At 70.5% G+C, this 25,196-nt stretch carries 23 protein-coding genes and 1 tRNA gene; 11 read left to right on the top strand and 13 right to left on the bottom strand.

Annotated features, from left to right (window positions below; translation table 11 throughout):
• The first annotated feature begins 69 nt into the window (after positions 1 to 69).
• Positions 70 to 486 carry a pyridoxamine 5'-phosphate oxidase family protein gene (locus tag OEY_RS0116045; RefSeq protein ID WP_010594866.1) on the top strand — a complete coding sequence of 139 codons (417 nt, stop codon included), beginning with the start codon at positions 70 to 72 and terminating at the stop codon, positions 484 to 486.
• 13 nt (positions 487 to 499) lie between these two features.
• On the opposite strand, the gene OEY_RS0116040 is transcribed toward OEY_RS0116045, so the two are convergent.
• Positions 500 to 1,099, bottom strand: a complete 600-nt coding sequence (locus OEY_RS0116040; RefSeq protein ID WP_010594865.1) for a LysE/ArgO family amino acid transporter — start codon at positions 1,097 to 1,099, stop codon at positions 500 to 502.
• 72 nt (positions 1,100 to 1,171) lie between these two features.
• Between OEY_RS0116040 and OEY_RS0116035 the strand changes: the two genes are divergently transcribed.
• Positions 1,172 to 2,050, top strand: coding sequence for a LysR family transcriptional regulator ArgP (locus tag OEY_RS0116035; protein ID WP_010594864.1), 879 nt, complete (start codon positions 1,172 to 1,174; stop codon positions 2,048 to 2,050).
• A 70-nt stretch (positions 2,051 to 2,120) separates the two neighbouring features.
• On the opposite strand, the gene OEY_RS0116030 is transcribed toward OEY_RS0116035, so the two are convergent.
• Positions 2,121 to 3,308, bottom strand: a complete 1,188-nt coding sequence (locus OEY_RS0116030; protein ID WP_048773670.1) for a PucR family transcriptional regulator — start codon at positions 3,306 to 3,308, stop codon at positions 2,121 to 2,123.
• Positions 3,309 to 3,493: 185 nt separating this feature from the next.
• On the opposite strand from OEY_RS0116030, the gene OEY_RS0116025 reads away from it, so the two are divergent.
• The 4 genes from OEY_RS0116025 to OEY_RS0116010 all read left to right on the top strand — a co-directional run bounded on the left by OEY_RS0116025 (position 3,494) and on the right by OEY_RS0116010 (position 8,619).
• Entirely contained in the window at positions 3,494 to 5,011 is a 1,518-nt protein-coding gene (locus OEY_RS0116025; RefSeq protein WP_010594862.1) for a flavin-containing monooxygenase, read from the top strand.
• A gap of 16 nt (positions 5,012 to 5,027) precedes the next feature.
• Positions 5,028 to 5,972 (top strand): alpha/beta hydrolase, encoded by a 945-nt coding sequence (locus OEY_RS0116020; RefSeq protein ID WP_010594861.1) that lies wholly within the window; start codon positions 5,028 to 5,030, stop codon positions 5,970 to 5,972.
• 37 nt (positions 5,973 to 6,009) lie between these two features.
• A complete protein-coding gene (locus OEY_RS0116015; RefSeq protein WP_010594860.1) occupies positions 6,010 to 7,326 on the top strand; it encodes a WS/DGAT/MGAT family O-acyltransferase in 1,317 nt (438 codons plus the stop codon).
• A 93-nt stretch (positions 7,327 to 7,419) separates the two neighbouring features.
• Positions 7,420 to 8,619, top strand: a complete 1,200-nt coding sequence (locus tag OEY_RS0116010; protein ID WP_010594859.1) for an MFS transporter — start codon at positions 7,420 to 7,422, stop codon at positions 8,617 to 8,619.
• A gap of 103 nt (positions 8,620 to 8,722) precedes the next feature.
• Here OEY_RS0116010 and OEY_RS0116005 read toward each other — a convergent pair whose 3' ends face one another.
• The 6 genes from OEY_RS0116005 to OEY_RS0115980 all read right to left on the bottom strand — a co-directional run bounded on the left by OEY_RS0116005 (position 8,723) and on the right by OEY_RS0115980 (position 17,095).
• Entirely contained in the window at positions 8,723 to 10,654 is a 1,932-nt protein-coding gene (locus OEY_RS0116005; protein ID WP_010594858.1) for an ABC transporter ATP-binding protein, read from the bottom strand.
• Complete coding sequence (locus OEY_RS0116000; RefSeq protein WP_026137972.1) at positions 10,651 to 12,378, bottom strand: ABC transporter ATP-binding protein; 1,728 nt, start codon at positions 12,376 to 12,378, stop codon at positions 10,651 to 10,653. Before OEY_RS0116000 ends, OEY_RS0116005 begins: the two co-directional genes overlap by 4 nt.
• Before the next feature lie 82 nt (positions 12,379 to 12,460).
• Positions 12,461 to 14,803, bottom strand: a complete 2,343-nt coding sequence (locus OEY_RS0115995) for an MMPL family transporter (RefSeq protein WP_010594856.1) — start codon at positions 14,801 to 14,803, stop codon at positions 12,461 to 12,463.
• A 37-nt stretch (positions 14,804 to 14,840) separates the two neighbouring features.
• Positions 14,841 to 15,437: a TetR/AcrR family transcriptional regulator gene (locus tag OEY_RS0115990; protein WP_026137973.1), complete on the bottom strand. Its 597-nt coding sequence runs from the start codon at positions 15,435 to 15,437 to the stop codon at positions 14,841 to 14,843.
• A gap of 96 nt (positions 15,438 to 15,533) precedes the next feature.
• On the bottom strand, positions 15,534 to 15,995 hold the full coding sequence (locus OEY_RS0115985) for an RrF2 family transcriptional regulator (protein ID WP_010594854.1): 462 nt from the start codon (positions 15,993 to 15,995) through the stop codon (positions 15,534 to 15,536).
• A gap of 101 nt (positions 15,996 to 16,096) precedes the next feature.
• Complete coding sequence (locus tag OEY_RS0115980; RefSeq protein ID WP_010594853.1) at positions 16,097 to 17,095, bottom strand: hypothetical protein; 999 nt, start codon at positions 17,093 to 17,095, stop codon at positions 16,097 to 16,099.
• 96 nt (positions 17,096 to 17,191) lie between these two features.
• Here OEY_RS0115980 and OEY_RS0115975 point away from each other — a divergent pair, with 96 nt between their 5' ends.
• Together OEY_RS0115975 and OEY_RS0115970 are read left to right on the top strand one after the other, a co-directional pair.
• Entirely contained in the window at positions 17,192 to 17,767 is a 576-nt protein-coding gene (locus tag OEY_RS0115975) for a TetR/AcrR family transcriptional regulator (protein ID WP_010594852.1), read from the top strand.
• 76 nt (positions 17,768 to 17,843) lie between these two features.
• Positions 17,844 to 18,794: a sterol desaturase family protein gene (locus OEY_RS0115970; protein WP_010594851.1), complete on the top strand. Its 951-nt coding sequence runs from the start codon at positions 17,844 to 17,846 to the stop codon at positions 18,792 to 18,794.
• Positions 18,795 to 18,863: 69 nt separating this feature from the next.
• Here the strand turns inward: OEY_RS0115970 and OEY_RS0115965 are convergent.
• The 3 genes from OEY_RS0115965 to OEY_RS0115955 form a co-directional block, all read right to left on the bottom strand.
• Positions 18,864 to 18,954: transfer RNA gene (locus OEY_RS0115965), tRNA-Ser, on the bottom strand.
• 45 nt (positions 18,955 to 18,999) lie between these two features.
• Positions 19,000 to 19,473: a nucleoside deaminase gene (locus OEY_RS0115960; RefSeq protein WP_010594850.1), complete on the bottom strand. Its 474-nt coding sequence runs from the start codon at positions 19,471 to 19,473 to the stop codon at positions 19,000 to 19,002.
• Positions 19,474 to 20,013, bottom strand: a complete 540-nt coding sequence (locus tag OEY_RS0115955) for a tRNA adenosine deaminase-associated protein (protein ID WP_017681614.1) — start codon at positions 20,011 to 20,013, stop codon at positions 19,474 to 19,476. It lies immediately after the preceding gene.
• A 48-nt stretch (positions 20,014 to 20,061) separates the two neighbouring features.
• Here OEY_RS0115955 and OEY_RS0115950 point away from each other — a divergent pair, with 48 nt between their 5' ends.
• Entirely contained in the window at positions 20,062 to 21,024 is a 963-nt protein-coding gene (locus OEY_RS0115950; RefSeq protein WP_040273537.1) for a prephenate dehydrogenase, read from the top strand.
• The gene (locus tag OEY_RS0115945; RefSeq protein WP_010594848.1) at positions 21,012 to 22,358 is read left to right on the top strand and encodes an amidase; all 1,347 of its coding nucleotides are present in this window, start codon (positions 21,012 to 21,014) and stop codon (positions 22,356 to 22,358) included. Before OEY_RS0115950 ends, OEY_RS0115945 begins: the two co-directional genes overlap by 13 nt.
• 10 nt (positions 22,359 to 22,368) lie before the next feature.
• Here OEY_RS0115945 and OEY_RS0115940 read toward each other — a convergent pair whose 3' ends face one another.
• Entirely contained in the window at positions 22,369 to 22,980 is a 612-nt protein-coding gene (locus tag OEY_RS0115940) for a putative glycolipid-binding domain-containing protein (RefSeq protein ID WP_072786589.1), read from the bottom strand.
• Positions 22,981 to 23,197: 217 nt separating this feature from the next.
• Between OEY_RS0115940 and OEY_RS0115935 the strand changes: the two genes are divergently transcribed.
• The gene (locus tag OEY_RS0115935; protein WP_010594847.1) at positions 23,198 to 24,334 is read left to right on the top strand and encodes a GIY-YIG nuclease family protein; all 1,137 of its coding nucleotides are present in this window, start codon (positions 23,198 to 23,200) and stop codon (positions 24,332 to 24,334) included.
• A 20-nt stretch (positions 24,335 to 24,354) separates the two neighbouring features.
• Here the strand turns inward: OEY_RS0115935 and OEY_RS28555 are convergent, their stop codons facing one another.
• Positions 24,355 to 24,999 carry a hypothetical protein gene (locus OEY_RS28555; RefSeq protein ID WP_043805521.1) on the bottom strand — a complete coding sequence of 215 codons (645 nt, stop codon included), beginning with the start codon at positions 24,997 to 24,999 and terminating at the stop codon, positions 24,355 to 24,357.
• Positions 25,000 to 25,196: the final 197 nt, after the last annotated feature.

The raw sequence follows: 25,196 nt of genomic DNA, 5'->3' as shown, positions 1-25,196 counted from the left end.
GCCGCGCCCGGATCCGTGATGTGCTGGAGGCGGTGATATCGAGGCGCACGCCGCCGGATCGGAGGAGCCATGAGTGAGCCGAACATCGACGATCCTGTCGTCGTCCTGAGCGACGAGGAGAGCTGGGAGCTGCTCGGCACCGAGCGGATCGGCCGGCTCGTGGTGGTCTCGGACGGACGGCCCGACGTCTTCCCGATCAACTTCGCGGTGCGTGACAGGAAGCTGTACTTCCGGACGGCCGAGGGCAGCAAGCTGGTCGAGCTGACGTTGAACGCCGAGGTGGTCTTCGAAGCCGACCACGTGGAGCAGGACCGGGCCTGGAGCGTGGTGCTGCACGGTCGAGCTCGAAACCTGGTTCGTTACAACGAGATCCAGGAGGCCGAGGAACTGGGGCTGCAAGCCTGGGTGCCCACTCCGAAGTACAACTTCGTCGAGGTCACCGCGAGCGAGATCAGCGGCCGCCGGTTCGCGCTGGTCAAGGATTGACGCGAGCCCGGCGTCAGCCCGCCACCATGCCGACGCCGAGGCCGACCATGAGCACGGCGATGCCGCCGTCGAGCACGCGCCACGAGGCGGGTCTCGCGAACACTCCGCGCAGCAACCGGGCCCCGTAACCGAGCCCGAGGAACCACACGACGCTGGCCAGCACCGCGCCGGCGCCGAACCACCAGCGTCCCGGATCCCCGTGGTGGTTGGCGACGGAGCCGAGCATCAGCACGGTGTCGAGGTAGACGTGCGGGTTGAGCCAGGTCAGCGCCAGGCAGGTGGCCAGCGCTGCGCCGACAGTGACGGGACCGCCCGCCGCGGCGGTCAGGGCGGCCGGGCGCAGCGCCCGCCGCGCGGCGAGCAGTCCGTAGCCCACGAGGAACGCCGCGCCGGCCCAGCGGATCACCCCGAGCACGCCGGGAACCCGGTCGAGCACCGTGGCGATGCCGGCGATGCCGGCGGCGACGAGCACTGCGTCGGACAGGGCACAGACCGCGATCACCGGCAGCACGTGCCGCCGCGCGATCGCCAGGCGCAGCACGAACGCGTTCTGCGCACCGATCGCGACGATGAGCGACAGGCCGGTGAGGAATCCGACGACGACGAGGTGCATGCCACCCACGCTAGGAATCCGACTCGATGAAGAACAGTTGATTTTTCTTCAGTACCATTAGAGTTTCTTCACGTGGACCTGGACTTCGCGCAGCTACGGACCTTCGCCGCGGTGCTGGACGAGGGCACCTTCGACGGCGCGGCCGCGGCGCTGCGCCTCACCCCGTCCGCGGTGAGCCAGCGGATCAAGGCCCTCGAGCAGCACGTCGGCCGGGTCCTGGTGCGGCGCACCCGGCCGGTGTCCGCGACGGCCGCGGGCGAGGCCGTGATGCGACTGGCCCGGCAGGTGGCGCGGCTCGAGGAGGACACCGCCGAGGCGCTCGGACTCACGGCCGAGCGGGACTACGTGTCGGTTCCCCTCGTCGTCAACGCGGACTCGATGTCGACGTGGATGCTGCGCGCCCTGGCCCGTATGCCCGAGCGTCATCGCGCCCTGTTCGAAGTGCACCGGGAGGACGAGTACCACGCCCCCGCGCGGCTGCGGGACGGCACCGCGATGGCCGCCGTGACGTCGGTGCCCGAGCCGGTGCAGGGGTGCGTCTCCGAAAGGCTCGGCGCCATGCGGTATCACGCGATGGCGAGCGTCGACTTCGCGGACCGCTGGTTTCCCGGCGGACCGGACGCCGAGGCGCTCGGGCACGCCCCGATGCTCAGCTTCGACCGCAAGGACGACCTGCAGGACCGGTTCCTGCGCCGCCGCACCCGGCGCCGCCTCGACCCGCCCCGGCACTACGTGCCCGGCGCCGCCGAGTTCGTCGAGGCCGCGCGGCTCGGCCTGGGCTGGGGCATGCTGCCGGAACCGATGCTCACCGACACCGACGGACTCGTGTTCCTCGCCGCGGACGACCCGTTCGACGTGCCGCTGTACTGGCAGCGCTGGCGGCTCGAGTCGCCGGTGCTCGACGCACTCACCGACGTCGTCCGGCGGACCGCCGGGGAGGTACTGCGCTGACAATGGCATGGACGCTGGACCCGCCGGGCGTCGAGACCGGCACCGGACCACCGAGTGCGGGCGTCGTCCCTCAATCACGGGCCAGGAGTCGTGGCCCGAGATGGTGAGCCAGCTCCAACGCGAGCTCGACGGGAAGCCGGCGCGCGCCGGGGCGGTGTCCGAGCAGTTCGGTTGCCCGGGTGACACGCTGGAGGACGGTGTTGCGGTGGGTGTGCAGGCGTGCGGCGGTGCGAGGGGCGTTTTCGGCTTCCTCGAGGAACACCCGCAATGTCTGGCGGAGACGCGCCGCACCGGGCGTGTCCGCAGCGAGCGGACCCAGCGTCGTGGCGACGAATTCGGCCGCCCGATCCAGGTCTCGAGCGGCCAACGTGGTGACTTCGAACTCGCGGTAGAGCGCGACGCGGTCGCCGCCGCGTTGCCCGCTGAGCAGGCGGTGCATGGTCAGTGCCGCGTCGTGCGATCGACGGAAGCCGTCGATGCCCACTCGGGCGGGACCGACGACCACCCGAATGTTCGGCTGCGCCTTGGTTATTGCTTCGCGCAGCGCGTCGAGTGCAGGTTCGGATCCGGTGCCCAGCCACGCCCACAGCGTCGAGGTGCCCGCGGGCAGGGTGAGGGGTGTGCGGGCGCCGGCGGCCTGGGCCAGCAGCGTCGCGGCGGACTCCAGTGCCCCCTGCGTGCCGCCCGCCGGTTCGGCCCACAGGACGAGTGCGGTGTGGTGGCGAGCGAGCTGATATCCGAGGCGTTCACTGGCTCGGCGGGGGTCGATCGGGGCGCCGTCGAGGATCAGATGCACGGTCTCGGCGCGGCGGGCCAGCGCGCCGCCGAGCACCTCCTCGCGTTCCCGCTGGGCGTCGGCGATGACACGGCTCACCACGTGGTCGACGTAGTCGAACATCAGCTGCGAGGTGACCTCCAACAACTCCACGAACTGCGGCCCCGGTGGGACCATCCGTCCGGCATGAGCCAGAAACCGCTGCCAGGCGACGTTCTGGCCCCGGCGGTAGGCCTGGTAGATCACCTCGAGGTCGATGCCGCGACGCACGACGGTGCGGACGACGTCGAGGGCTTCGGGTGGCACGTCGATCGGCGCGCCCCCGACCTCACGCCGGGCGAGGGTGGTCAGCAGGCGCGCGGCGTTGGCGCGATTGCTTGCCGACATCTCCGCGGCGATCGCCGCGTCTGCGCCCAGCATCGGGGCCACCGCCACCTCGGCGGCGTCCATCTCGGCGACGAGCTGATCGATTTCGCGCAGCATCAGTTCGGCGACGTCACCGACGAGGGAAACAACTTCGGGCGCCACTGCCGCACGGAGCACGATACAAGTGTGCCACAGCACATATCGGTGCGGAAAGAGCGTGCCGGTAGACATGTCAGCGCGTGCTGTTGCGGTTCTACTGTGAATGCCGTCACACACCAGCACACCGCTCGAGGAGACCGACCATGAGCACCCCGACGACCACCGAGCAGAGCGGTCACCACACGGAAGACACGCATTTCGACGTCTTGATCGTCGGCGCCGGCATTTCCGGCATCGGCGCGGCGTATCACCTCCGGACACGCCGTCCCGGTACGACGTTCGCAGTCCTGGAAGGCCGGGATTCGATCGGCGGCACGTGGAGCCTGTTCCGCTATCCGGGCATCCGCTCGGATTCGGATATGCCTAGCTTCGGCTACGAATTCAAACCGTGGACGCATCGGAAGTCGATCGCGGACGGGCACATCATCATGGATTACCTGCGGCAGACCGTCACCGAGAACCGTCTCGACGAGCACATTCGTTTCGGCTACCGGGTCAGCGCCGCAGAGTTCTCCTCGGCGGACGGACGCTGGACCGTCACCGCGCAGCAGGCAGGCAGTGCCGAACCCGTGCACTTCACCGCGCGATTCCTGTTCCTGGGCACCGGCTACTACGACTACGAGGAAGGCTTCACGCCTCGAATCGAGGGCGCGGAGGAGTTCGCGGGCCGACTGATCCACCCGCAGCACTGGCCCGAGGATCTCGACTACGCCGGCAAGCGCGTGGTGGTCGTCGGCTCCGGCGCCACCGCCGTGACGCTGATCCCGTCGATGGCCGGCAAGGCCGGTCACGTCACGATGCTGCAGCGCTCCCCGAGCTACGTGTTCTCGATCCCGGCCGAGGACGCGATCGCGAACACCCTGAACAAAGTGGTCGGTCCCGCCCGCGCCCACCGGATCATCCGGCGCAAGAACATCATGCTCAACCGCGGGATCTACAAGGCCTGCCGGCTCGCGCCCAAGCTCATGCGCACGCTGTTGATCGCCAACGTGCGCCGGCAGCTACCCGCGAGCTTCGACGTGGACACCCATTTCACCCCGCGCTACAACCCGTGGGACCAGCGCCTGTGCATGGTACCCGACGGGGATCTGTTCAAGGCGATATCCGCGGGGCAGGCCTCGGTGGTGACCGACCGGATCGAACGGTTCACCAAGGAAGGGATTCTGCTGGAATCGGGTCAGGAGTTGGCCGCCGACATCGTCGTCACGGCGACCGGACTCAACATGACACCGTTCGGAAAGATCGCACTGGGCGTGGACGGGCGGCCTGTGAACCTGCCCGACACGACGGTCTACAAGGCGATGATGTTGTCGGGTGTCCCGAATTTCGTGTTCGCACTGGGATACACGAACATCTCCTGGACGCTCAAAGTCGACTTGGTGTGCGAGCACTTCTGCCGACTGCTCGACTACATGGACAGCCACGGCTACGGCACCGTCGAACCAGTGCTCGACGATCCGCACATGGACCGTGTCCCCGTGGTCGACATGAGCTCGGGATATGTCCAGCGGGCCATCGCGAGGTTCCCGCGCGGCGGCACCAGCGGCCCGTGGACGGTACAGATGGCCTACGAGAAGGACGTCGAACGGCTGCGTCGCGGGCCGGTCGAGGATCCGGCGCTCGAGTTCGCACCCAGCCGCACGGCTGCCGTCGCGTCGTAGGAACGGAGCGACCGAGATGAAGAAGAATCTGACCTTCCCCAGTCACGGCGTCGCCTGCGCGGCCTGGCATATTCCGGCCGTCTCCGACGTGCTGGCCGGCGCAGCCGGACGCCCGTGCGTGGTGATGGCACACGGCTTCGGCGGCACCCGGGACACCGGCCTGATCGGCTATGCCGAGGGGTTCGCCGACCACGGAATCGACGTATTGGTGTTCGACTACCGTGGCTTCGGCGATTCGGAAGGAACACCGCGCCAGGACGTTTCCTTCCGACGTCAGCGCCAGGACTATCACGCGGCGATCGCCGCCGCCCGTCACCTGCCCGGCGTGGACGCCGATCGAATCGCATTGTGGGGAACGTCGTACTCCGGTGGTCATGTCATCGCAGTCGCCGCCCAGGACAGGCGGGTCGCGGCGATCGTATCGATGACCCCGGCGACCGACGGGCTGGCAGCGGCGGTGCAGATCGCCCGCTACGCCGGAGCCGGCCAACTGGTGCGCACCACCGGCCACGGGCTGCGCGACCTCGCTCGCCGGATCGCCGGGCGCCGACCGCACCACATCCCGGTGGTGGCACAGCGGGGAAAGGTGGCGATCATCAGCACCCCCGGCGCCGAGGAGGCCTACACCTCCATCGCCGGCCCGACGTGGCGGAACGAGATCTGCGCGCGCACAGCTCTGGAGGTGCCCGTGAACCGTCCCATCACCGCTGCCGGCCGTCTTGGCTGCCCGATCCTTGTGCAGGTGGGCACACACGACCGTGTCGCACCGCCCGTCGCCGCGCGCAGGACCGCGAAGAAGGCCGGAGCTTCTGCACTGTTGTGCGAGTACCCCGTCGATCACTTCGACGTCTACGACGGCCCTTGGCAGCAACGGATGCTGCGTGACCAGATCGGCTTCCTCACCCGCGTCCTCGAGCCGGCGCGGACCCTGCCGACCGTCGCCGTTCCGCCGAGCCGCTGACGCTCGAACCCGAGGACATTCCGAACGAGGTTCCGCCATGACATTCATCACCCCGTCCGACGCGATGTTCCTGGCGTCGGAAACCCGTGAACACCCCATGCACGTCGGCGGCCTGCACGTGTTCCGGCTGCCCGACGGTGCCCCACCCGACTATGTGCACGATCTGTATCGACGGTTGCTCGAAAGCACCGAGCCGGCGGGGATGTACCGGCGCAAACCGGCCTGGCCGGGCCCGCTGTCGGGGGCGCTGCGCTGGGCAGACGACGACGACGTCGACCTCGATTACCACGTGCGGCATTCGGCGCTGCCGCGGCCCGGCCGGGTGCGCGAACTGCTGGCCCTGGTGTCGCGGTTGCACGGCACACTGCTCGACCGGCACCGGCCGCTGTGGGAGTTCCACCTCATCGAGGGACTCGACGACAACCGGTTCGCGGTGTACGGCAAGGTGCACCACGCGCTGACCGACGGTGTGAACGCGGTCCGCAACACCGCGGCCATGCTGTCGGACCAGCCGACCGGCACACCGCGCCCGCTGTGGGGCCCGCGGCCGAGGGCGACCCGTGATCCGGCCCGCCCGCGCGGTTTCGTCAAGGACCTCGCCGGTGTCCTGCCCGCGGCGGCGCAAGTGGTCACGAGGGGGCTGCGCACACCCGATGCGGCGCTGCCGTTCACCGCTCCGAAGACCGTCTTGAATCGCCCGCTGACCGGGGCGCGACGCTTTGCCGCCCAGTCGTGGCCGATGGCCGCGATCGCCGCGGTGGCCGAGCGCCACGGCGCGACCATCAACGACGTGGTGCTGGCGATGTGTTCGGGCGCGCTGCGCGAGTATCTCTCCAGCACCGCCGACCTACCAGAGAAGTCACTGGTCGCCGCGGTGCCGGTGGCTCTGCCGCGCACCGAGGGTGACGGCAACGCGGTCACGATGGTGCTGTGCCGGTTGGCCACCGACGTCGCCGACCCGGTGGAACGCCTGCACCGCATCCAGGCCTCCATGCTGGCCGCCAAGGAGGTGATGCGCGGGCGCAGCGCACTCCAGCTTTCGACGATCGGCATGCTGACCTCGATCGGTCCCACCGGTCTGGCCGCCGTGCCCGGCTTCACGTCGGTCGCGGCGCCGCCGTATAACGTGGTGATCTCCAACGTGCCCGGGCCACGCAAGCGACTCTTCTGGGGCGACGCCACGATGGAAAGTTGGTATCCGGTGTCGATGCCGGTGGAAGGCCAAGCCCTGAACATCACAGTGCTCAGCTACGCCGACAACATCGAGTTCGGTCTGATCGCCTGCCGGCGCAACGTTCCTCACCTTCAGCGGATGCTCGGCTGTCTGGACGCCGGTTTGGCGGCACTGAGCTGATCGCCGCCGCTCGACGTCCCCAGGAGCATCCACCGGTCCGGCCCGAGCGGCCGGTCGGTTAGCGTGACGGGTCCGGCCCCGGCGAGAGGACAGATGATGACCGCAGCACCGCCCGCACCGGCACGACAGCTGAGCCGGGCCCTGGCCGGCGTGCTGGCCGTCCTCGTCACCACCGGGTGGGCGGCGAACCACTTCGCCGCGATGATCCCCGTCCTGCGCGAGCACGAAGGTCTCTCGCACGCACTGCTCGACGGGGTGTTCGGCATCTACGCGCTCGGACTGCTGCCCGGCCTGGTCGGCGGCGGTGCCCTCTCGGACCGGGTGGGCCGAGCCGCGGTCGTGCTCCCCGGTGCGACGATCGCCCTCGCCGGTACCGTGCTGCTCCTCGTCCGGCACGACGCCGCCGGGCTCGTCGCGGGCCGTCTCGTCGTCGGGATCGGCGCAGGACTGGCCATCGGGGCGGGGACCGCGTGGGCCACGGACCTGCGCGGGAAGGTCGGCACGGTGCTCGCCGGCGTGGCCCTCAGCTCCGGATTCGCCCTGGGACCCTTCGTGTCCGGTCTGCTCGCCGAGTTCGGCCCGCGGCCGCTGTCCCTCCCCTTCGTGCTCTCGGCCGCGTTGTCGGCGGCGGCCGTGGCCGCCGCGGCGGTGTGGAGCCGGTCCGCGCACTACGCGGCGGCGGACCTGCAACCGGTCGTGCCGGGGCACGGACGGTCGGTGGCCGCCGCACTGTCCTGGTCGTTACCGCTGGCGCCCTGGGTGTTCGCCTGCGTCACTGTCGCGTTCGTGACCTTCCCGGCCCGCGTCTCGAGCGAGTACGCGGGACCGGCACTGACCGGCGCCGCGGCGCTGCTCGCCCTGGGCTCCGGGATCGTCGTGCAGGCGGCGGCGCGGCGCCGGGAGTGGGGACCGCGGGCCGGGACGGTCGGCGCCGTCCTCGCCGGGCTCGGGTTCCTCCTCGTCGGCGCCGGCGGAACGCACCCGCCGCTGTGGTTGCTGCCCGTCGCGGCACCCGTGCTCGGGGTGGCCTACGGGCTGTGCCTGCGCGAGGGACTGCTCGACCTCGAGTCGCTCGCGCCCAAGACTGCGCGCGGGACGCTGACCGGTGTCTTCTACGTCGGCCCCTACCTGGGCTTCGCCCTGCCGGTGCTGCTCGTGGTGCTCGAGCCCGTCACCGGCGCGAGCCTGCCGCTGTTCGCGCTCGCCGTCCCGGCGTTCGTGGTCGCCGTGGTGCGGGCCCGGCGGCTGGTCGTCGCCGAGCACCCCCGCACCGCCGACGTGCCGCACGGGTGAAGAACGGCCCGGCCCTCCCGCCGGAAATTCGCTCGCCCCTCCGGAATCCGCTCCGGCAATGCCGCGCGCGGATCCACAACCGGCGCGACGATCCTGCCGACCCTCACTCCACGAGGGCGCGGAACTGCGCGTCGTACAAGCGGAAGTAGGCGCCGCCCGCCTCGAGGAGCTCGTCGTGTGTGCCCTGTTCGACGATGCGTCCGTGTTCCATCACCACGATCCGGTCCGCGTCGCGGATGGTCGAGAGCCGATGCGCGATCACAAAACTGGTGCGATCGCGGCGCAGCACCGCCGTCGCATGCTGCACGAGCAACTCGGTGCGGGTGTCGACCGAGCTGGTGGCCTCGTCGAGGATCAGGATGGACGGTTGGGCGAGGAAGGCGCGGGCGGTGGTGATCAGCTGCCGCTCCCCCGCGCTGATGTTGCCGGCGTCCTCGTCGATCACGGTGTCGTAGCCGTCGGGCAGGGACCGCACGAACCGGTCGACGTAGCTGATGCGTGCGGCCTCGAGGATCTGGTCCTCGGTGGCGTCCGGCCGGCCGTAGGCGATGTTGTCGCGGATGGTGCCGCCGAACAGCCAGGTGTCCTGCAGCACCATCCCGATGCGCGAGCGCAGCTCGTCGCGGCTCATGGTCGTGATGTCCACGCCGTCGACGAGGATGCGTCCCGAATCCAGTTCGTAGAAGCGCAGGATCAGGTTCACCAGCGTGGTCTTGCCGGCGCCGGTCGGTCCGACGATCGCGACCATCTGCCCCGGCTCGACCCGCAGGTCGAGATGCTCGATGAGCGGCCGCTCCGGCAGGTACGAGAACGAGACGTCCTCGAACTCGACCAGGCCGTACCGCCCCCACGGGGTGACGGGGGCCGGCGGATCGGGTTCCTGCTCGGGTTCGTCGAGGATCTCGAACACCCGCTCGGCGGACGCCGCCGCGGACTGCAGCAGATTGACCATCGCGCCGATCTGACCGAGCGGCTGGCCGAGCTGGCGCGAGTACTGGATCAGGGCCTGCACCTCGCCGAGACTGACGGTGCCCGACGCGACCCGCAACCCGCCGAGCACGGCGATCGCGACGTAGCTGAGGTTGCTCATGAACATCACCAGCGGCATCACCAGCCCGGAGACGAACTGGGCCCGGAACCCGGCCCGGAACAGTTCGTCGTTGGTTTCGGTGAAGCGGCGCTCGACCTCGGCGGTGCGGCCGAACGCGGTGACGAGTTCGTGGCCGGTGAAGGCCTCCTCGATCTGACCGTTGAGGTTGCCGGTGGTCTTCCACTGGGTCACGAAGTGCCGCTTCGACCGCTTCGCCACCACCGCGGTCACCACCACCGACGCCGGCACCATGAGGATCGCGACGAGTGCGAGCAGCGGCGAGATCCACACCATCATCACGACGAGGCCGAGCAGGGTGAGCACCGACAGCACCAGCTGGCTGATCGACTGCTGCAGACCCTGCGAGATGTTGTCGATGTCGTTGGTGACGCGGCTGAGCAGGTCACCTCGGGAGTGGGAGTCGAAATAGCGCAGCGGCAGCGCATGCACCTTGCGTTCCACCCGGGTTCGCAGGTCGCGGATGACGCGCTGGACGATCTCGTTGAGCCCGTACGCCGCCAGCCAGATCAGGCCCGACGACAGCAGATACAGCGCGAGCACGAACACGAGGGTGCGGCCGAGGGCGGCGAAGTCGATGCCCGCGCCCGGCACGAGCGACATCGCCGACACCATCTCCGCGAACTGGTCACGTCCCTGCGCACGCAGCGCCTCGACGGCCTGCTCCTTCGACAACCCGGCCGGCAGCTGCCGGCCGATCACCCCGCTGAAGATCAGGTCGGTCGCGTGACCGAGAACCCGGGGCGCCACCGACGACGCCACCACCCCGAGCACGGCCAGCACGAGCACCACGGATGCGGCCCACCGATGCGGCCGCAACAGGCCGACGAGCCGTTTGGTGGCCGGCCACTTCTGCCGAGCCCGGTTCTCCGGGGCGCCCGGGTCCACACCCCCGAGCCGCGGTCCCGCCTCCTTGCGCTCGGTCATGCGTTCACCATGCGCTGCGACTCGACGATCTCGGCGTAGGTCGGGCAGCTCGCGAGCAACTCCAGATGCGTGCCCGAGCCGACGACGGCCCCGCCGTCGAGGACGACGATGCGGTCGGCGTCGAGCACCGTGGACACCCGTTGCGCGACGACCACGACGCACGCATCGCGGGTCTCCGGGAACAGCGCCTCCCGCAGCCGCGCGTCGGTGGCCTGGTCCAGAGCCGAGAACGCGTCGTCGAACAGGTAGATCGACGGCCGGCGGACCAGCGCCCGGGCGATGGCCAGGCGCTGACGCTGTCCGCCCGAGACCGTCGTGCCGCCCTGGGCGACGAGGGTGTCGAGTCCCTCCGGCATCGCCCGGACGAAGTCCGCCGCCTGCGCGACCTCGAGGGCGTGCCAGAGTTCGTCGTCGGTGGCGTCGGCGCGGCCGTACCGCAGGTTCTCGGCGACGGTGCCGGAGAACAGGTAGGCCCGCTGCGGTACGAGACCGATCGCGGAGCGCAGCACCTGCGGGTCCAGCTCGCGCACGTCGGTGCCGCCCACCAGGACCGCGCCGGCGGTGACGTCGATCAGCCGCGGGATCAGCCGGAGCAGGGTCGTCTTGCCGGAGCCGGTACCACCGATCACGGCGGTCGTGCTGCCTGGTTCGGCCCGGAACGTCACGTCGCGCAGGACGGGCGCGTCGGCACCGGGGTACGCGAACGCCGCACTCCGCAACTCGAGGGTCACGGGGGTGGCGAGGGTGCGGACGGGCCGGGCCGGCGTCGGCAGCGACGATTCGGTGTCGAGCACGTCGAGGATCCGCTCGGCGCACACGGCCGCGCGCGGCGCCATCATCGCCACGAACGACGTCATCATCACCGCCATGAGGATCTGCATGATGTAGCTCAGCAGCGCGGTGAGAGACCCGACCTGCATGTCGCCGGTGTCGATCCGGTGGCCACCGAACCACAGCACGGCCACGCTCGTGGCGTTCGCGATGAGCATCACGAGCGGGAACAGCAGGGCGTTGATGCGGCCGACGTGCAACGCGGTGTCGGTCAGTTCCCCGTTGGCGACCTCGAACCGCTCCCGTTCGGTGGGCTCGCGGACGAACGCGCGCACCACGCGGATCCCGGTGATCTGTTCGCGGAGAATCCGGTTGACGGCGTCGATGCGCACCTGCATCACGCGGAAGGCCGGCACCATCCGCGCGATCAGGACGAACATGGTGATTGCGAGGACGGGCACGGCGGCGACGAGTACCAGCGACGTGCCGACGTCCTCGCGCAGCGCCATGACGATGCCCCCGATGCCCATGATCGGGGCCATCACCACGATGGTGCAGCTCATCAGCACGAGCATCTGCACCTGCTGCACGTCGTTGGTGTTGCGGGTGATGAGCGACGGCGCGCCGAACCGGCCGAACTCGCGGGCGGAGAACTCGCCGACGCGACGGAGCACGGCGAGCCGCACGTCGCGGCCGACCGCCATGGCCGTGCGCGCCGCGAAGTACACCGAACCGATCGAGCAGCCGATCTGCACCGAACTGATCGCCAGCATCACCGCGCCGGTGGTCAGGATGTAGCCGATGTCGCCGCGGGCGACGCCGTAGTCGATCAGGTCGGCGTTGAGGGCCGGCAGGATCAGCATGGTGCCGGTGGCCACCGTCTGCAGCAGCACCACCGCGAGCAGCGCCCCGCGGTGCGGGCGCAGGAACCGCAGGAGCAACCGGACCAGCATGATCACCACGCTACCGGTGCAGGGGCCCGGTTCCCGGCACCTTTTCCGCCCCCGCGGGAACGGAAGAGGTGCCCGGGCCCGGTCATGTGTGCGCCGGCTCGCGGGTGGGCTCGGGGGCGGTCAGCTCACGGCGGAGCTTCTCGCCCTCGACGTCCACGTTCGGCAGGATGCGGTCCAGCCACTTCGGCAGCCACCAGGCCTTGTCGCCGAGGAGCGCCATCACCGCCGGGATGATCACCATGCGCACGACGAACGCGTCGAAGAACACGGCGGCGGCGAGCGCGAAGCCGATCGACTTGATGAACGAGTTCGGTTCCGCGATGAAGGCCGCGAACACCGAGATCATGATGACCGCGGCGGCGGTGACCACCCGGGCGCCGTGGGCGAACCCGATCCGCACGGCCTCCTTCGCGGAGGCGCCGTGGACGAATTCCTCCCGCATGCGGGTCACCAGGAAGACCTGGTAGTCCATCGCCAACCCGAACACCACACCGATGAGGAAGATCGGCATGAAGCTGACGATCGGCTGCGGGTTGGAGACGAGCCCGCCCCAGCCCTCCTGGAAGACCGCCACGGTGGCGCCGAACGTCGCCAGGACGCTGAGCAGGAATCCGAGGGTCGCGGTCAGCGGCACCAGGATCGACCGGAACACGAGCATCAGCAGGATGAACGCGAGCCCGACGACCACCGCGAGATACGGGACGAGCGCGCTCTGCAGGGTTTCGGACACGTCGCCCTCGAGGGCGGTCTGTCCGGTGATGCCGTAGGAGACGCCGATCTCGTCGTTCAGCTGGGCCTCCTGGTCGCGGATGCTCGAGACGAGATCCATCGTCGCCGGCTCGCTGGGGCCCGACCGGGGGGTGACCATGATCTGCGCGGTGTCACCGGCCTCGTTGACCGCCACGACCTGGGCGTTGACCACCTCGTCCTGCTCGTACAGGCGCTGCACGACCTCCCCGAACGACTCCTGCGGCGCGACGGTGGTCTCGCGGGCGTCGGCGACGACGAGCAGCGGACCGTTGCGGCCGGGACCGAACGCCTCGTTCACGAGGTCGTAGGCCTGCCGGGCGCTGGTCTTCGGGTCGCCGGTCGCCTCGGTGGGCAGGGCGAGCTGCAGGTTCGCGCCGGGCAGCGCGAGGATGCCGAGCAGCAGCACGCCGGCGACGAGCGGGATCAGCGGCTTGCCGGTGGCCCAGCGGATGTAGCGCTGGGCGGCGCTCGGGGTGTCGGTGTCGGCCTCCGGATCGTGGTCCTTCAGGCCCGGGATGCGGCCGGCGAACGCCTTGCGCCCGAACAGGCCGAGGATCGCGGGCAGCAGGCTGATCGCGATGAGCACGGCGATGAACACCGTGAATGCGGCCGCGTACCCCATCGCGGACAGGAACGGGATCCCCACCACGCTGAGCGCCATCAGGGCGATGATCACGGTCAGGCCGGCGAACACGACGGCCGAGCCTGCGGTGCCCACGGCACGTCCGGCCGCCTCGGCCCGGTCGGCGGTGACGGTGATCTCGTGGCGGAACCGGGAGACGATGAACAGCGAGTAGTCGATCGCGACGGCGAGACCGATCATGATCGCCAGCGTCGGGGTCATCGAGCTCAGGTCCGCGAAACCGGTGGCGACGGTGATTCCGAGGCTGCCGATGGCGATGCCGATGATGGCGGTGATCAACGGCAGGCCCGCGGCGACGAGCGAGCCGAAGGTGATGGCGAGGACGACGGCGGCGATGCCGATGCCGATGAGTTCGGTGACGCCACCGGGCATCTCGGCCTCCGCGGCGGCGGTTCCGCTGACCTGGACGTTCAGCCCTGCGTCCCGGCCGATCTCCGCAGCCGCGGCGATCTGCTCACGCATCGTGTCGTCGACGTCGCCGAAGCCGCCCTCGAACGGGACGGTGACGAAGCCGACGGTACGGTCCGGGCTCAGCGGCGACAGCGCGGCCGCGTCGGCGAGCGCGGTCTCCTCCGGCTTGCCCTGCTGCTCCGCGGCGGCCTTCATCCGTTCGACGAGACCGGCGTTCGCGGCGACGGGGTCGACGAGGACGGCGGCCTGCTGCTCGGGGGTGGCGACTGCCGGGTCGATCTTGGCGGCAGCGGCCACCTTGTCGATGCCGCGGATCGCCGCGAGCACCTCGTTCATCGCCGCGAGGTTCTGCGGTTCGTCGAGGGTCCCGCCTTCGGGGGCGGCGAACACGTAGCGGGCACTGAGCGCGTTCATCGGGTCCTCGGCGTTCGGGAACCGTTCGGCGAGCAGGTCCTGCGTCTGCTGCGCGGGGGTGCCCGGGATGGAGAACGAGTCGGTCGTCGGCCCGGACAGGGTGGCCGCACCCACTCCGAAGAGGACGAGGATCGCCAGCCAGAGGGAGAGGACCGTGCCTTTTCGCCGATAGGCGAACTTGCCGATCCGATAGAGATAGGTCGCCACGGGGAACCTCGTCTTCCGGATGTGTCGTGCAGATGTCTTAGGAAAGGCCTTGTCGCAGTTGCTCGAAGGCGGCTCGGACGAGCTCCTCCGGGGACGTCGCCCCCGAGGTGCCGGCGAGCCACAGTTCGACTGCCGACTTCATGGCCGAGACCGCGGCGTAGCGGACCAGGCTCGGATACAGGTCGACCCGGGGGTCGGTGCCGGTGCGCTCGGCGATGGCCTCGACGAGCAGTTGCGAGGCGCGCACTTCCATCTCGACGCGGCGCGCCAGCAGGGCGGGGCTCTGTTCGAGCAGCTCCATGGTCGTGCACAGCTCGACGAAGTCACCGCCGGGATCCGAAACTATTTCCCGTGCAACGGCTTCCATCGATTCCCACACGGGCTCACCGGCGGGCCGCGCGTGCAGGCGCCCGACCCACGCGTGCACCAACCCCTCGAGGTGCGCGAGGACGGCCTCTTCCTTACCGGCGAAGTAGTTGTGGAAGGTGCGGGTGGACACCCCGGCCCGGGCGGCGATGGCGTCGGCCGTGACACCGTCGAGCCCCCTCTCCCGCGCGAGGTCGGCCGCGGCCGCGACGAGCGCTGCTCGCGTGGCGGCCTTCTTGCGGTCGCGCAGGCCGGGCGAAGTGGTCACGTCTTCCACGGTACGCACCTTGCAGAGTCCTGCAAATTTGCAGAGTCCTGCAAGAATATGTGTTTGCCCACACCGCTCCGCACGGTGTGGCGGCGCTCACGTGCGGCGTCGCTCCCAGGCGCCCGGATCGGCGGTCAGGTCGGACACGAACCCGGGAAGATCGTCCGCGACGACGTCGGCGAGGGTGACCTCCTCGAGGACGGCCCGCAGATTCACCCGCACCGCGATCCACACGTCGCGCAGGCGTTCGGCCGGTCCGGTGTAGACCACGTCCTCCGGCCGCTGGCCGCGCACCGACGCGAGCGGGCCCTCCACGGTGCGGATGATGTCCGCGACGGAGATCTTCTCGGGCGGCCGCGCCAGCCAGTACCCACCCTCCGGGCCGCGGCGACTGCGCACCAGCCCGCCCCGGCGCAGGTCGCCGAGCACCGCCTCGAGGAACTTGTGCGGGATGTTCTGCGCCCGCGCCAGGTTCTCGGCCTTGGCGGGCGCCTCGCCTGCCGCCGCGAGTTCGAGCAGCGTGCGCACGGCATAGTCCACCCGGGCGGTGATGTGCACGTCGCGCTCCTCGGTTCGATCCTGCGCCGCCGGCGGCGACGGACACAGAATTCCTACCAAACCGGGGGAAAAGCGCGCGAGTCCCGTCCCGCGATCGCCGGTCACGCGGTGACCGTGCGCCGACGCGCCGACGCCGCACACAGCGCGAGCCCGACGACGACCCATGCGCTCAGCACCAGCACCGCCGTCCCACCGCCGTGTCCGTCGAAGAAGGCGACCGAGCGGACCACGGTCCCCGCGGCGCCCGGTGGCAGCAACTGGCCGAACGCACCCCATCCCTGCGGCAACCACGCCGCGGTGGTCGCGAAGCCCGACAGCGGGTTGCCGACGAACAGCATCAGGACCGCACCGGCACCGAAGCCGGGCAGGCCGAAGAGCGACTCGAGGCCCAGCAGGGGCAGCGAGACGGCGGCCAGGCTCAGCGCGAGCGCCCCCGCGGTCGCCCAGTAGTTCCCGGTCAGGCTGCCGAACCCGAACTGCAGGACGGCAGTGAGAGTCAGCCCCGCGAGCACCGCGAAGCCGATCGCGCCGAGCACGCGCAGGCCGACGCGCCCGGGGAACAACCTGACGAGCGCGATCGCCGGCACCAGACCGCCGAGAACCAGGGGCAGGGCCAGCGAGTTCAGGCCGGCCCCGGCCGGGTCGTCGGCGGGCAGCGGCACGACGTCGCGCACGGGGACGGGCCGCCCGAGTGTCTGCGACAGTCCGGCGGCCGTGGCGGTCAGCACCTGCGCGACGGGGGCCCCGCCCGCGCCGGCGACATACATCGCGGGCCCGTCCGGTTCGACGGCGAGACCGCCGACGACCGCACGCTGCTCGATCGCCGTGCGCAGCGCCTCCACGTCGTCGTATCGCTGTGGCGAGAACGCGCCGGGCCGGGCGTCGGCGAGACCGGCCTCGATCCGGGCGACGGCCGGATCCGGCCCGGCCACCCCGATCTTCAGCCCGTGCGGGCCGCTCTCGACCGCCGGGGCGGCGAAGGCGAACAGCATCAGGGCGATCACGGCGGTGAGCGCGAGCACGACACCGACGACACGAACTGCGTCGGGCGGAGCGTGCCGGGCGGTGGCGGGGTCCGGGGAGGAGGTCGGGGCGGCCATGACGACTCCTTGAAGTGGAGGATTGCTCTCCGTTTATGTGGAGTATATTCCTCCGGTAGGAGCGGGGATGTCAACCCGCCGACCACAGGAGAGTGCATGCGCGCCGACGCCGCCCGCCGACGCGAGGCCCTGATCCTCGCCGCCCGCGACGTGCTCGCCGAACGGGGACACGACGCGCCCCTCGACGCCATCGCCGAGCGTGCCGGCGTCGGCATCGCCACCCTCTACCGCAACTTCCCCACGCGCGACGATCTCGCGCACGCGGTGGCCCGTCGCACCCTCACCGAAGCGGGCGCGGCCGCGGATCGCGCCCTCGCCGCGATGGTGTCGGATCCCGAAAGCGCCTGGGCCGAGTTCGTCGACCCCGCCGTTCGGCTGCGGCTCGGCGCCCTGATTCCGGCCCTCATCGTCGAGAGCTACCGGGAACTGCCCGGTGACGTCCTCGAGATCCGGGAGGGCACCAAGGCGCGCGTCACCGAACTCGTCCACGCCGCACAGCGAGCAGGCCTCGTCCGCGACGACGTCCAGCCGATCGAGGTGATCATGGCGGTCGCCCGGCTCACCCGCCCCCACGTGCGGTTCGTCGACGACGTCGTGCCCGGCCTCGTGCCCCGGATGATCGCGATCTACCTCGCCGGCCTGCGCCCCGACGGCCGGCCGCTGCCCCGGTGACCGCCGGACCTCCGTAGTGACCGGCAACACATTCCGGTAGATTGGACGCCTGTTCACATCACTCCCGGAGGACCGAATGTGGGAGACCCTGACGGCGTCCTGGGCGTCGCTGCTCGAGCCCCTGCACGACCCCGTCGCGCTGGCCATCCCGGCGTTCCTGCTGTTCCTCGCCCTCGAGTGGGCCGCCGCGCGCACGCTCGAGCACGTCGAACCCGGGGCCGACGGGCACACCCGCCCGCCCCGCGGTGGCTACGAGGCCCGTGACGCACGCACGAGCATCTCCATGGGACTCGTCTCCATCGGCACCAGCGCCGCGTGGAAGGTGCTGGCTCTCGTCGGCTACTCGGCGATCTGGGTGTATCTCGCACCGTGGCACCTACCGGCGGACGCCTGGTACACGTGGGCGATCCTGATCCTCGGCATCGACGTGCTCTACTACTGGTACCACCGGACGGCACACCGGGTGCGCCTGGTGTGGGCGACCCACCAGGCGCATCACTCGAGCGAGTACTTCAACTTCGCCACCGCCCTGCGCCAGAAGTGGAACAACAGCGGCGAGATCCTCATGTGGCTGCCGCTGCCCTTCCTCGGCATCCCGCCGTGGATGGTGTTCGTCGGATTCTCCGTCTCGCTCGTGTACCAGTTCTTCGTGCACACCGAGCGGGTGGGCACGCTGCCCCGGCCCGTCGAGTTCGTCTTCAACACCCCGTCGCACCATCGGGTGCACCACGGCTGCGACCCCGAATACCTCGACCGCAACTACGGCGGCATCCTGATCCTCTGGGACCGCCTGTTCGGCACCTTCCGCCGCGAGACCCACCGCCCCACGTACGGACTCACCAAGCCCGTCGGCACCTACAACATCTGGCGGCTGCAGACGCACGAATACCAGGCCATCGCCCGCGACTGGCGTACCGCGACCCGCGGGCGCGACAAGCTGGGGTACGTGTTCGGCCCTCCGGGCTGGGCGCCGTCGCGCCCGGCCACGGTCACGAGTGCGCAGTTGTCGTCACGACACGCCGGGTGACCCGACGAGAATTGCACATTCGACGAACGACAACGGCCCCGATCCGGTGAATCGGATCGGGGCCGTTCATGGCGGTGGCGGAGGGATTTGAACCCTCGGACGGGGGTTACCCGTCACACGCTTTCGAGGCGTGCTCCTTAGGCCGCTCGGACACGCCACCGCCCACGACTTTACCGGATTCGGTCCCGGAGTTGAAATCCCCAGGTCACGACGGTTCCGGGAGCCGCTGCGCGCGGAAGAAGTCCTCGAGCACTGCGGCGCATTCCTTCTCGAGGACCCCGCCGCGCACCTGCGGACGATGGGTGAGCCGGCGATCACGCACCACGTCCCACAGCGACCCCACCGCACCCGTCTTCGGCTCCCACGCCCCGAAGACCACGCGATGCACCCTGGCCAGCACCAGCGCGCCCGCGCACATCGTGCACGGCTCCAGCGTCACGGCCAGCGTCGTGCCCTCGAGGCGCCAGCCGTCGCCGTGCACCTTCGCGGCCGCGCGTAGCGCCAGGATCTCCGCGTGCGCCGTCGGGTCGCCCGTCGCCTCCCGCGAATTCGCCGCCCGGGCCAGTTCGGTCCCGTCGGCGGCGAACAGGACGGCACCCACCGGCACGTCCCCGGCCGGCGCCGCGGCGGCCGCCTCCAGCGCGGCCCGGATCAGCGCCTCGTCGTCGCGCAGGCCCATCTAGCGGCGCAGCTTGTCCAGCGCCGTGGCGAGCACATCGTCGAACCCGAGCCGCTGGGCGATCTCGTCGATCTGCTCGTCCGGATACAGGTCGGTCTCGGCGGCGATCACCGCCAGCACCGGCTCCGGCAATCCCAGGTCCGCCAGGATTCCCAGGTCGCCCTCCTCCCACGGCTCGATGTCGTCGAGCTCGTCGGGGTCGATGTCCGGGATCTCGATGTTCAGCGCATCGAGCACGTCGGCGGCGATGTCGTAGTCGACCGCCATCGTCGCGTCCGACAGCAGCAGACGCGTGCCCGACGGGGCCGGCCGGACGATGACGAAGAACTCGTCGTCCACGTTGAGCAACCCGAAGATCGCCCCGGTGCTGCGCAACTCGCGCAGCTCCCGGTCGGCCACCTCGAGGCTCGTCAACACCGCCGCCGACAGTGCCTTGCACTTCCAGCGACCGTCCTCCCGCGTCACGGCGACCCCGAACCCGTCGAGATCCTCGGTCGAACTCACGGAGGGACTCTTGTTCCCCGCACGCTGCGCAGCCATGGGCGCAACGGTAGTCGGCGCGGTCCCGTGAATGAAGTCCAGCGGGCGATGTGCCAACCTGGTCGGGTGCCCACCTCCGCGTCCACCCCGCCCGTGTGCGTACTCGGCCTCGGCCTGATCGGCGGATCGTTGCTGCGTGCGGCCGTCGCCGCGGGCCGCGAGGCCTGGGGGTACAACCGCTCGCCGGAGCCCGTCGAGGCCGCCCGAGCCGACGGATTCGACGCCTCCACCGACCTGCCGGCCACGCTGCGGCGCGCCGCGGAATCCGACGCCCTCGTCGTCGTCGCCGTGCCCGTACCCGCAGTCGGCGCCGTGCTCGCGGCGGTCGCCGAGCACGCCCCGCACGTGGCGCTGACGGACGTGGTCAGCGTCAAGTCGCAGGTCGCCGCCCTGGTCGCCGCCCACGGACTCTCCGCACGCTTCGTCGGGGGCCATCCCATGGCGGGCACCGCCGAGTCCGGGTGGTCGGCGGGATTCGCGGAGCTGTTCCGCGACGCGGTGTGGGTGGTCACCGTCGACGAGGGCACCGACCCCGACGTGTGGACGCAGGTCGCCGAGCTCGCCCTCGACTGCGGTTCCGTCGTCGTACCCGCGGAATCGGGCGAGCACGACGCGGCGGTCGCCCGCGTCTCGCACCTGCCCCATCTGCTCGCCGAGGCGCTGGCACTGTCCGGGGCCGCCGGCGGCGACCTGGCGCTGGGTCTGGCGGCGGGATCGTTCCGCGACGGTACCCGCGTCGCCGGGACCACCCCCACGTTGGTCGACGCGATGTGTGAGGGCAACGCCCCGGCGCTGCTCACGGCCCTCGACGAAACCCTCGAGGTGCTGCGGGTCGCTCGGGAACAGCTCGCCGACGGCAGCACCGCCGAGCTGACCGCCGCTGGTCACGCCGCCCGGCGACGGTTCGAGCAACGCGACCGCCGACCCGTCACCGGCGTCGTCCCCGGCGACGACGACTGGCTCGCCCGACTGCGCGAGGCGGGTCGTCGCGGCGAGGTGTGGACGCGGTGACGCTGCGCGACACCACCGCGGCACTCGCGAAAGGCGAGCTGACCGCCACCGAACACGTCCGGCAGGTGCTGGCCGACCTCGACGCCCTCGACGGCACGCCGTGGTCGAATCTCGTGGCCGCCCGCAACGACGGCGCGGCCCTCGAATCGGCGGCCCGCGCCGACGCCGAGCTCGCGGCCGGCAACTGGATCGGTCCGCTGCACGGTGTCGCCGTCGCCGTCAAGGACAACATCGACGTCGCGGGCATGCCGACCCGCTGCGGCAGCAAGGTCCTCGCCGACGCGGCGCCGGCCGCGCAGGATGCCAGGATCGTCGAGCGGCTCCGCGAGGCCGGCGCCGTCGTGGTCGCCAAGACCCACCTGCACGAGTTCGCGTACGGGCCCAGCGGCCTGGTCAACGCGGCCGGGCCGGCCCGGCACCCGCACGATCCCACCCGCATCACCGGCGGCTCGTCCTCGGGGTCGGCGGCGCTCGTCGCCAAGGGCATCGTGCCGCTGGCACTGGGCACCGACACCGGGTGCAGCGTGCGCACCCCGGCGGCGCTGTGCGGCGTCGTCGGCCTCAAGCCCACGTTCGGCGCGTTGCCGGTCGACGGGGTCTTCCCCCTGTCCACCACCTTCGATCATGTGGGCCTGCTCGCCCGCGACGTCCTCGACGCGGCCCTGGCCTGGGGCGCGCTGCCCGGAATCGCGCACCTGCGCACACCCGTCTCGGGACTGCGGGTCGGACGGCTGCGCGGCGGCATCTGGGACGTGCCCGCTGCGTTCGAGTCCGCGCTCGACGACGCCTGCCGCACCCTCACCGATCTCGGTGCCGAGGTGCGGGACGTGCCCCTGCCGGAAACCGACGACCTCCTCGGCGTCTATCCCGTCGTCACCGGCTCGGAGGCGTACGAAACCCATCAGCGCTGGTTCGAGAACGACCCGGACCTCTACCAGCCGGCCACCGCGGCGCTGCTCGCGGCTCAGCGGGACCGTCCGGCGACGGACTACGTCCGGGCCGTGCGGGCGGCCGTCCGATTGCGCCGCGACGTCCTGCGCCGGCTACGGCGCGACGACGGGCTGGATGCGCTGATCACCGTCACGACCCCGCTGCGCTCGGCCGCGCTCGACAGCGATCCCGCGGCGCTGCGGGGGCCACTGCTGCAGATGTGCATCCCGTTCAGCGTGCTCGGCGTACCGGCGGTGTCCGTCCCTGCTCCGGGCGGCGGTGATCTCCCCATCGGCGTACAGGTGGTCGGGCTGACCTCCGGGACCGGCGGGCACGGCAGTCATCCCGGCGAGTCCACGGCTCTGGCACTCGCGATGGCGGTGGAGGGCACCGACCTCTCCTGACCGACCCGTCCTAGATCCGTCCCGCCAGGCCGGGGTAGTTCACGACGAACCCATCGCCGTCGACCGTCACCGACGAACTGGACACCGGGGACAGGACGTGGATGCCGTCGGCTGCGCTGCTGTAGACGAGCGTGGCCTCCTCGATGCCGAGATCGAGCAGATTCACGTAGACGACCGGCACCTCGAGTTCGTCCGCGCCGGACTGCAGCCCGTAGCGGCGGATCGGCAGCGCATTGAAGAACGGGCTGAGGATGACGTCGACGTCGAGTGCACCGCCGAACGCCGACCGCTGGTGCTGGGTGCCGTTGTCGACCATCCAGATGCCCTCCTCGGACCGGCTGATCGACATGTGCCTCTCACCGGCGGCCAGGGTCGTGCGCACCGACAACCGGCGCGTGACACCGTTCTCGTCGGTCACGAGGTCGTACGACGCGCTGAACGCGGGATGCTCCGCGCACTGCGCGCCCACGATCCGGCCCGCCGCCTTGATGCGATCGCCGCTCAGTTGGACACGCACCGACTCCATCCGAGGAACGTCGTACGCCCGCCACGTCAGAATCGCGGGCCAGTTCGATGCTGGGCTCGCCGCAGACCGCGCGGCATCGGGGACTGGGATGCTCACGTGTCTACGTTAAGCGACGAGCCACTCCCGGGGAGCAGGGGTGCCGGGAATCGTGCCCTTCGTGTAGCACACGACCCCTTCGAACGTGTCTGCCGTCACACCACGGGGACATGTCCGCGACACCACGACGGGGTGTCCGCACGGTGACCGACCTCCTTGTGCGGCGCGTTTGAGCACGTAACCCGCTGCCCGGGAAAGACTGGCCTACAGTCGCCTCATGCGTACCGTGTGGACAGTTCCTCAGAACATCGCCCAGATCCTCCTGGAGTCCCCCGAGATCCAGATGTTCCTGACCAGCAACGAGCTGCCCGACACCGCCGCGGACCCTCGCCGGCGGCTTGCCGAGTTCACGCATGCGCTCGCCGCCCTGGCCCGCCACACCGGACGCACCTTCGGCTCTGTCGATGCAGCCAACCGCGAACTGTTCGGGGGCTCCGCCGGAACCGTGCCGGTGGCGCTGCGTCTGGCCGTCCTGCGCGAGATCGTCACCGACGTCGACGACCGCACCCCCACCCCGGACCCGCTGCCGGCGACGGTCGTCGAACAGCTCGGTGCCTACGTGTACGCCCTCGTCGACCCGCGCGACCATACCGTCCTGCACGTCGGGCAGGGCCGCGGGAACCGGCTGTTCGTCCTGACCTGGACCGCGCTCGGCGAAGACCACAAACTCGCCGCCGGCGGCGAAGCCGCGCCCGCACAGACCCCCGAAACCGACGCGGCCGTGCGCCGGATCCGTGCCGTCTACGACTCCGGCTACTCCGTAGGTCACTACGTCGTGGCCGACCGGGTGGCCCCGGCCGTGGACGCCGATCACGCCGCCGGCTTCACCGCGCAGGCCCTCGTCTCGGTACTGGGGTTGCTCGAACCGCACGACGGCGAGATCGTGCTGACCAATCTCGTCGGCGCCACCGAGGAATCCGACCGGGTGGCCCGTCCCGTCGAGGAGTTGATTCGTCAGTACTCCGCGGAGGCCGCACCCGAGCTGCCCACGCCGTGCGTCGTGCTCCGGATCACCGAGGCGAAATCGGCGTCCGCCGAGCAGGTCCGTGGGCTCGCCGACCGTCCGTGGCCGGCCGGAGCGTCGGCACGCCGGATCGACGGCCTGCCCATCCTGGTCGTCGCCGACAACATCGTCCGCGGCGCCTACCGGGCCACCGGGTGGGAAGCGGCCTCCCGCACCGAGGACAACGGCGGCACGATCCTCTACCGCTTCCTCGGCGACGCCGATCCCGAACTCGAGAAGCTCTTCGTCGACACCCGTCTGACGCCGGATCGGCTGGGGCTCAAGCGCTGGCCGTCCCACGGCTGGGCGCCGCGACTCACCCGGGCCCTGCCCCACAGGCCGAGACCCTGATCCTGGTCCGGGCCGTGTCGTCACGGCCCGGACTTCCTACCGACGGTTCTCCCGGATCCCCTGCCGCTCGGGGTGAGAATGGGTGCGTGCAGGTCGTAGTAGTGCACATCGCCCTGTAGCCGCACCTCCTCTTCCAGCAGCGGCCGCAGATCGTCGGGTATCTCCATCCGTTCGTGGGCACGCGCCTCGTCCTCGGACGAGAAGTACATGGTCTCGACGTACCCGTCGTCGCCGTAGGTGGCGAACGTGCCGCCGATGATCTCGGGTCGCAACTCATGCACCCGTTCCTGGCTCTGCACGAGCAGGCTCTTCATCCGCCCGACATCGGGGCTGTGCCCCTCCATCACCTGAACGAATCCTGCGGTGTCGGAGCCACCTTCCATCCACACCTCGACGTCGCGGCAGTCGTGGACGACGATCTCGCCGTCGAAGCACTGCTCCGCCTCGGCCCACCACTCGCCCTGCTCCGGACGTTCACTGTTCCGGCGGGCCGCCTCTTCCGATTCGAACCGGGCCACCGACACGAAGGTGCCGTCGTCACTGAATCCCGACGTGCTGCCCAGATAGCCCACGGCGCCGGGGCGCAGCTCGTCCGTCCACCGCTGCAGGCAGTCCTTCAACCCCTGCTCGTCGCGGACCTTTCCCTGCCAGACCTGAATGAACATCTCCATCGCCTCCGCGTGCGGGACGAGCCCGCACCCAAACGATTTCCGTGGCCGACCCGTCGCCGTCCACCACCGACGTCACCCGACGGCCGGCGATCGCGACCACCGTGGAGTCAATGATTCGCCTGTGCCGGACCGCGGACAAGAGCGGACGGGCCGGAACATGCAGAAATGCCGGAAGCCCCCCGACGAGGTCG

This window comes from Rhodococcus sp. P14, from assembly GCF_000256505.1.
GTDB lineage: Bacteria > Actinomycetota > Actinomycetes > Mycobacteriales > Mycobacteriaceae > Rhodococcus > Rhodococcus ruber.
Note: the sequence above shows the minus strand (reverse complement) of the source record. Positions and strands in the feature narration are given on the sequence as shown.

What these genes read in the sequence shown, in the direction of transcription:
- OEY_RS0115980 (WP_010594853.1), bottom strand. Translation starts at nt 17,095, where the DNA reads ATGGCCGCCCCGACCTCCTCCCCGGACCCCGCCACCGCCCGGCACGCT.
- OEY_RS0115970 (WP_010594851.1), top strand. Translation starts at nt 17,844, where the DNA reads ATGTGGGAGACCCTGACGGCGTCCTGGGCGTCGCTGCTCGAGCCCCTG.
- OEY_RS0116015 (WP_010594860.1), top strand. Translation starts at nt 6,010, where the DNA reads ATGACATTCATCACCCCGTCCGACGCGATGTTCCTGGCGTCGGAAACC.
- OEY_RS0115935 (WP_010594847.1), top strand. Translation starts at nt 23,198, where the DNA reads ATGCGTACCGTGTGGACAGTTCCTCAGAACATCGCCCAGATCCTCCTG.
- OEY_RS0116000 (WP_026137972.1), bottom strand. Translation starts at nt 12,378, where the DNA reads ATGCTGGTCCGGTTGCTCCTGCGGTTCCTGCGCCCGCACCGCGGGGCG.
- OEY_RS0115975 (WP_010594852.1), top strand. Translation starts at nt 17,192, where the DNA reads ATGCGCGCCGACGCCGCCCGCCGACGCGAGGCCCTGATCCTCGCCGCC.
- OEY_RS0116010 (WP_010594859.1), top strand. Translation starts at nt 7,420, where the DNA reads ATGATGACCGCAGCACCGCCCGCACCGGCACGACAGCTGAGCCGGGCC.
- OEY_RS28555 (WP_043805521.1), bottom strand. Translation starts at nt 24,999, where the DNA reads ATGTTCATTCAGGTCTGGCAGGGAAAGGTCCGCGACGAGCAGGGGTTG.
- OEY_RS0116030 (WP_048773670.1), bottom strand. Translation starts at nt 3,308, where the DNA reads ATGCTGCGCGAAATCGATCAGCTCGTCGCCGAGATGGACGCCGCCGAG.
- OEY_RS0116005 (WP_010594858.1), bottom strand. Translation starts at nt 10,654, where the DNA reads ATGACCGAGCGCAAGGAGGCGGGACCGCGGCTCGGGGGTGTGGACCCG.
- OEY_RS0115960 (WP_010594850.1), bottom strand. Translation starts at nt 19,473, where the DNA reads ATGGGCCTGCGCGACGACGAGGCGCTGATCCGGGCCGCGCTGGAGGCG.
- OEY_RS0115950 (WP_040273537.1), top strand. Translation starts at nt 20,062, where the DNA reads ATGTGCCAACCTGGTCGGGTGCCCACCTCCGCGTCCACCCCGCCCGTG.
- OEY_RS0116045 (WP_010594866.1), top strand. Translation starts at nt 70, where the DNA reads ATGAGTGAGCCGAACATCGACGATCCTGTCGTCGTCCTGAGCGACGAG.
- OEY_RS0116040 (WP_010594865.1), bottom strand. Translation starts at nt 1,099, where the DNA reads ATGCACCTCGTCGTCGTCGGATTCCTCACCGGCCTGTCGCTCATCGTC.
- OEY_RS0116025 (WP_010594862.1), top strand. Translation starts at nt 3,494, where the DNA reads ATGAGCACCCCGACGACCACCGAGCAGAGCGGTCACCACACGGAAGAC.
- OEY_RS0116020 (WP_010594861.1), top strand. Translation starts at nt 5,028, where the DNA reads ATGAAGAAGAATCTGACCTTCCCCAGTCACGGCGTCGCCTGCGCGGCC.
- OEY_RS0115955 (WP_017681614.1), bottom strand. Translation starts at nt 20,013, where the DNA reads ATGGCTGCGCAGCGTGCGGGGAACAAGAGTCCCTCCGTGAGTTCGACC.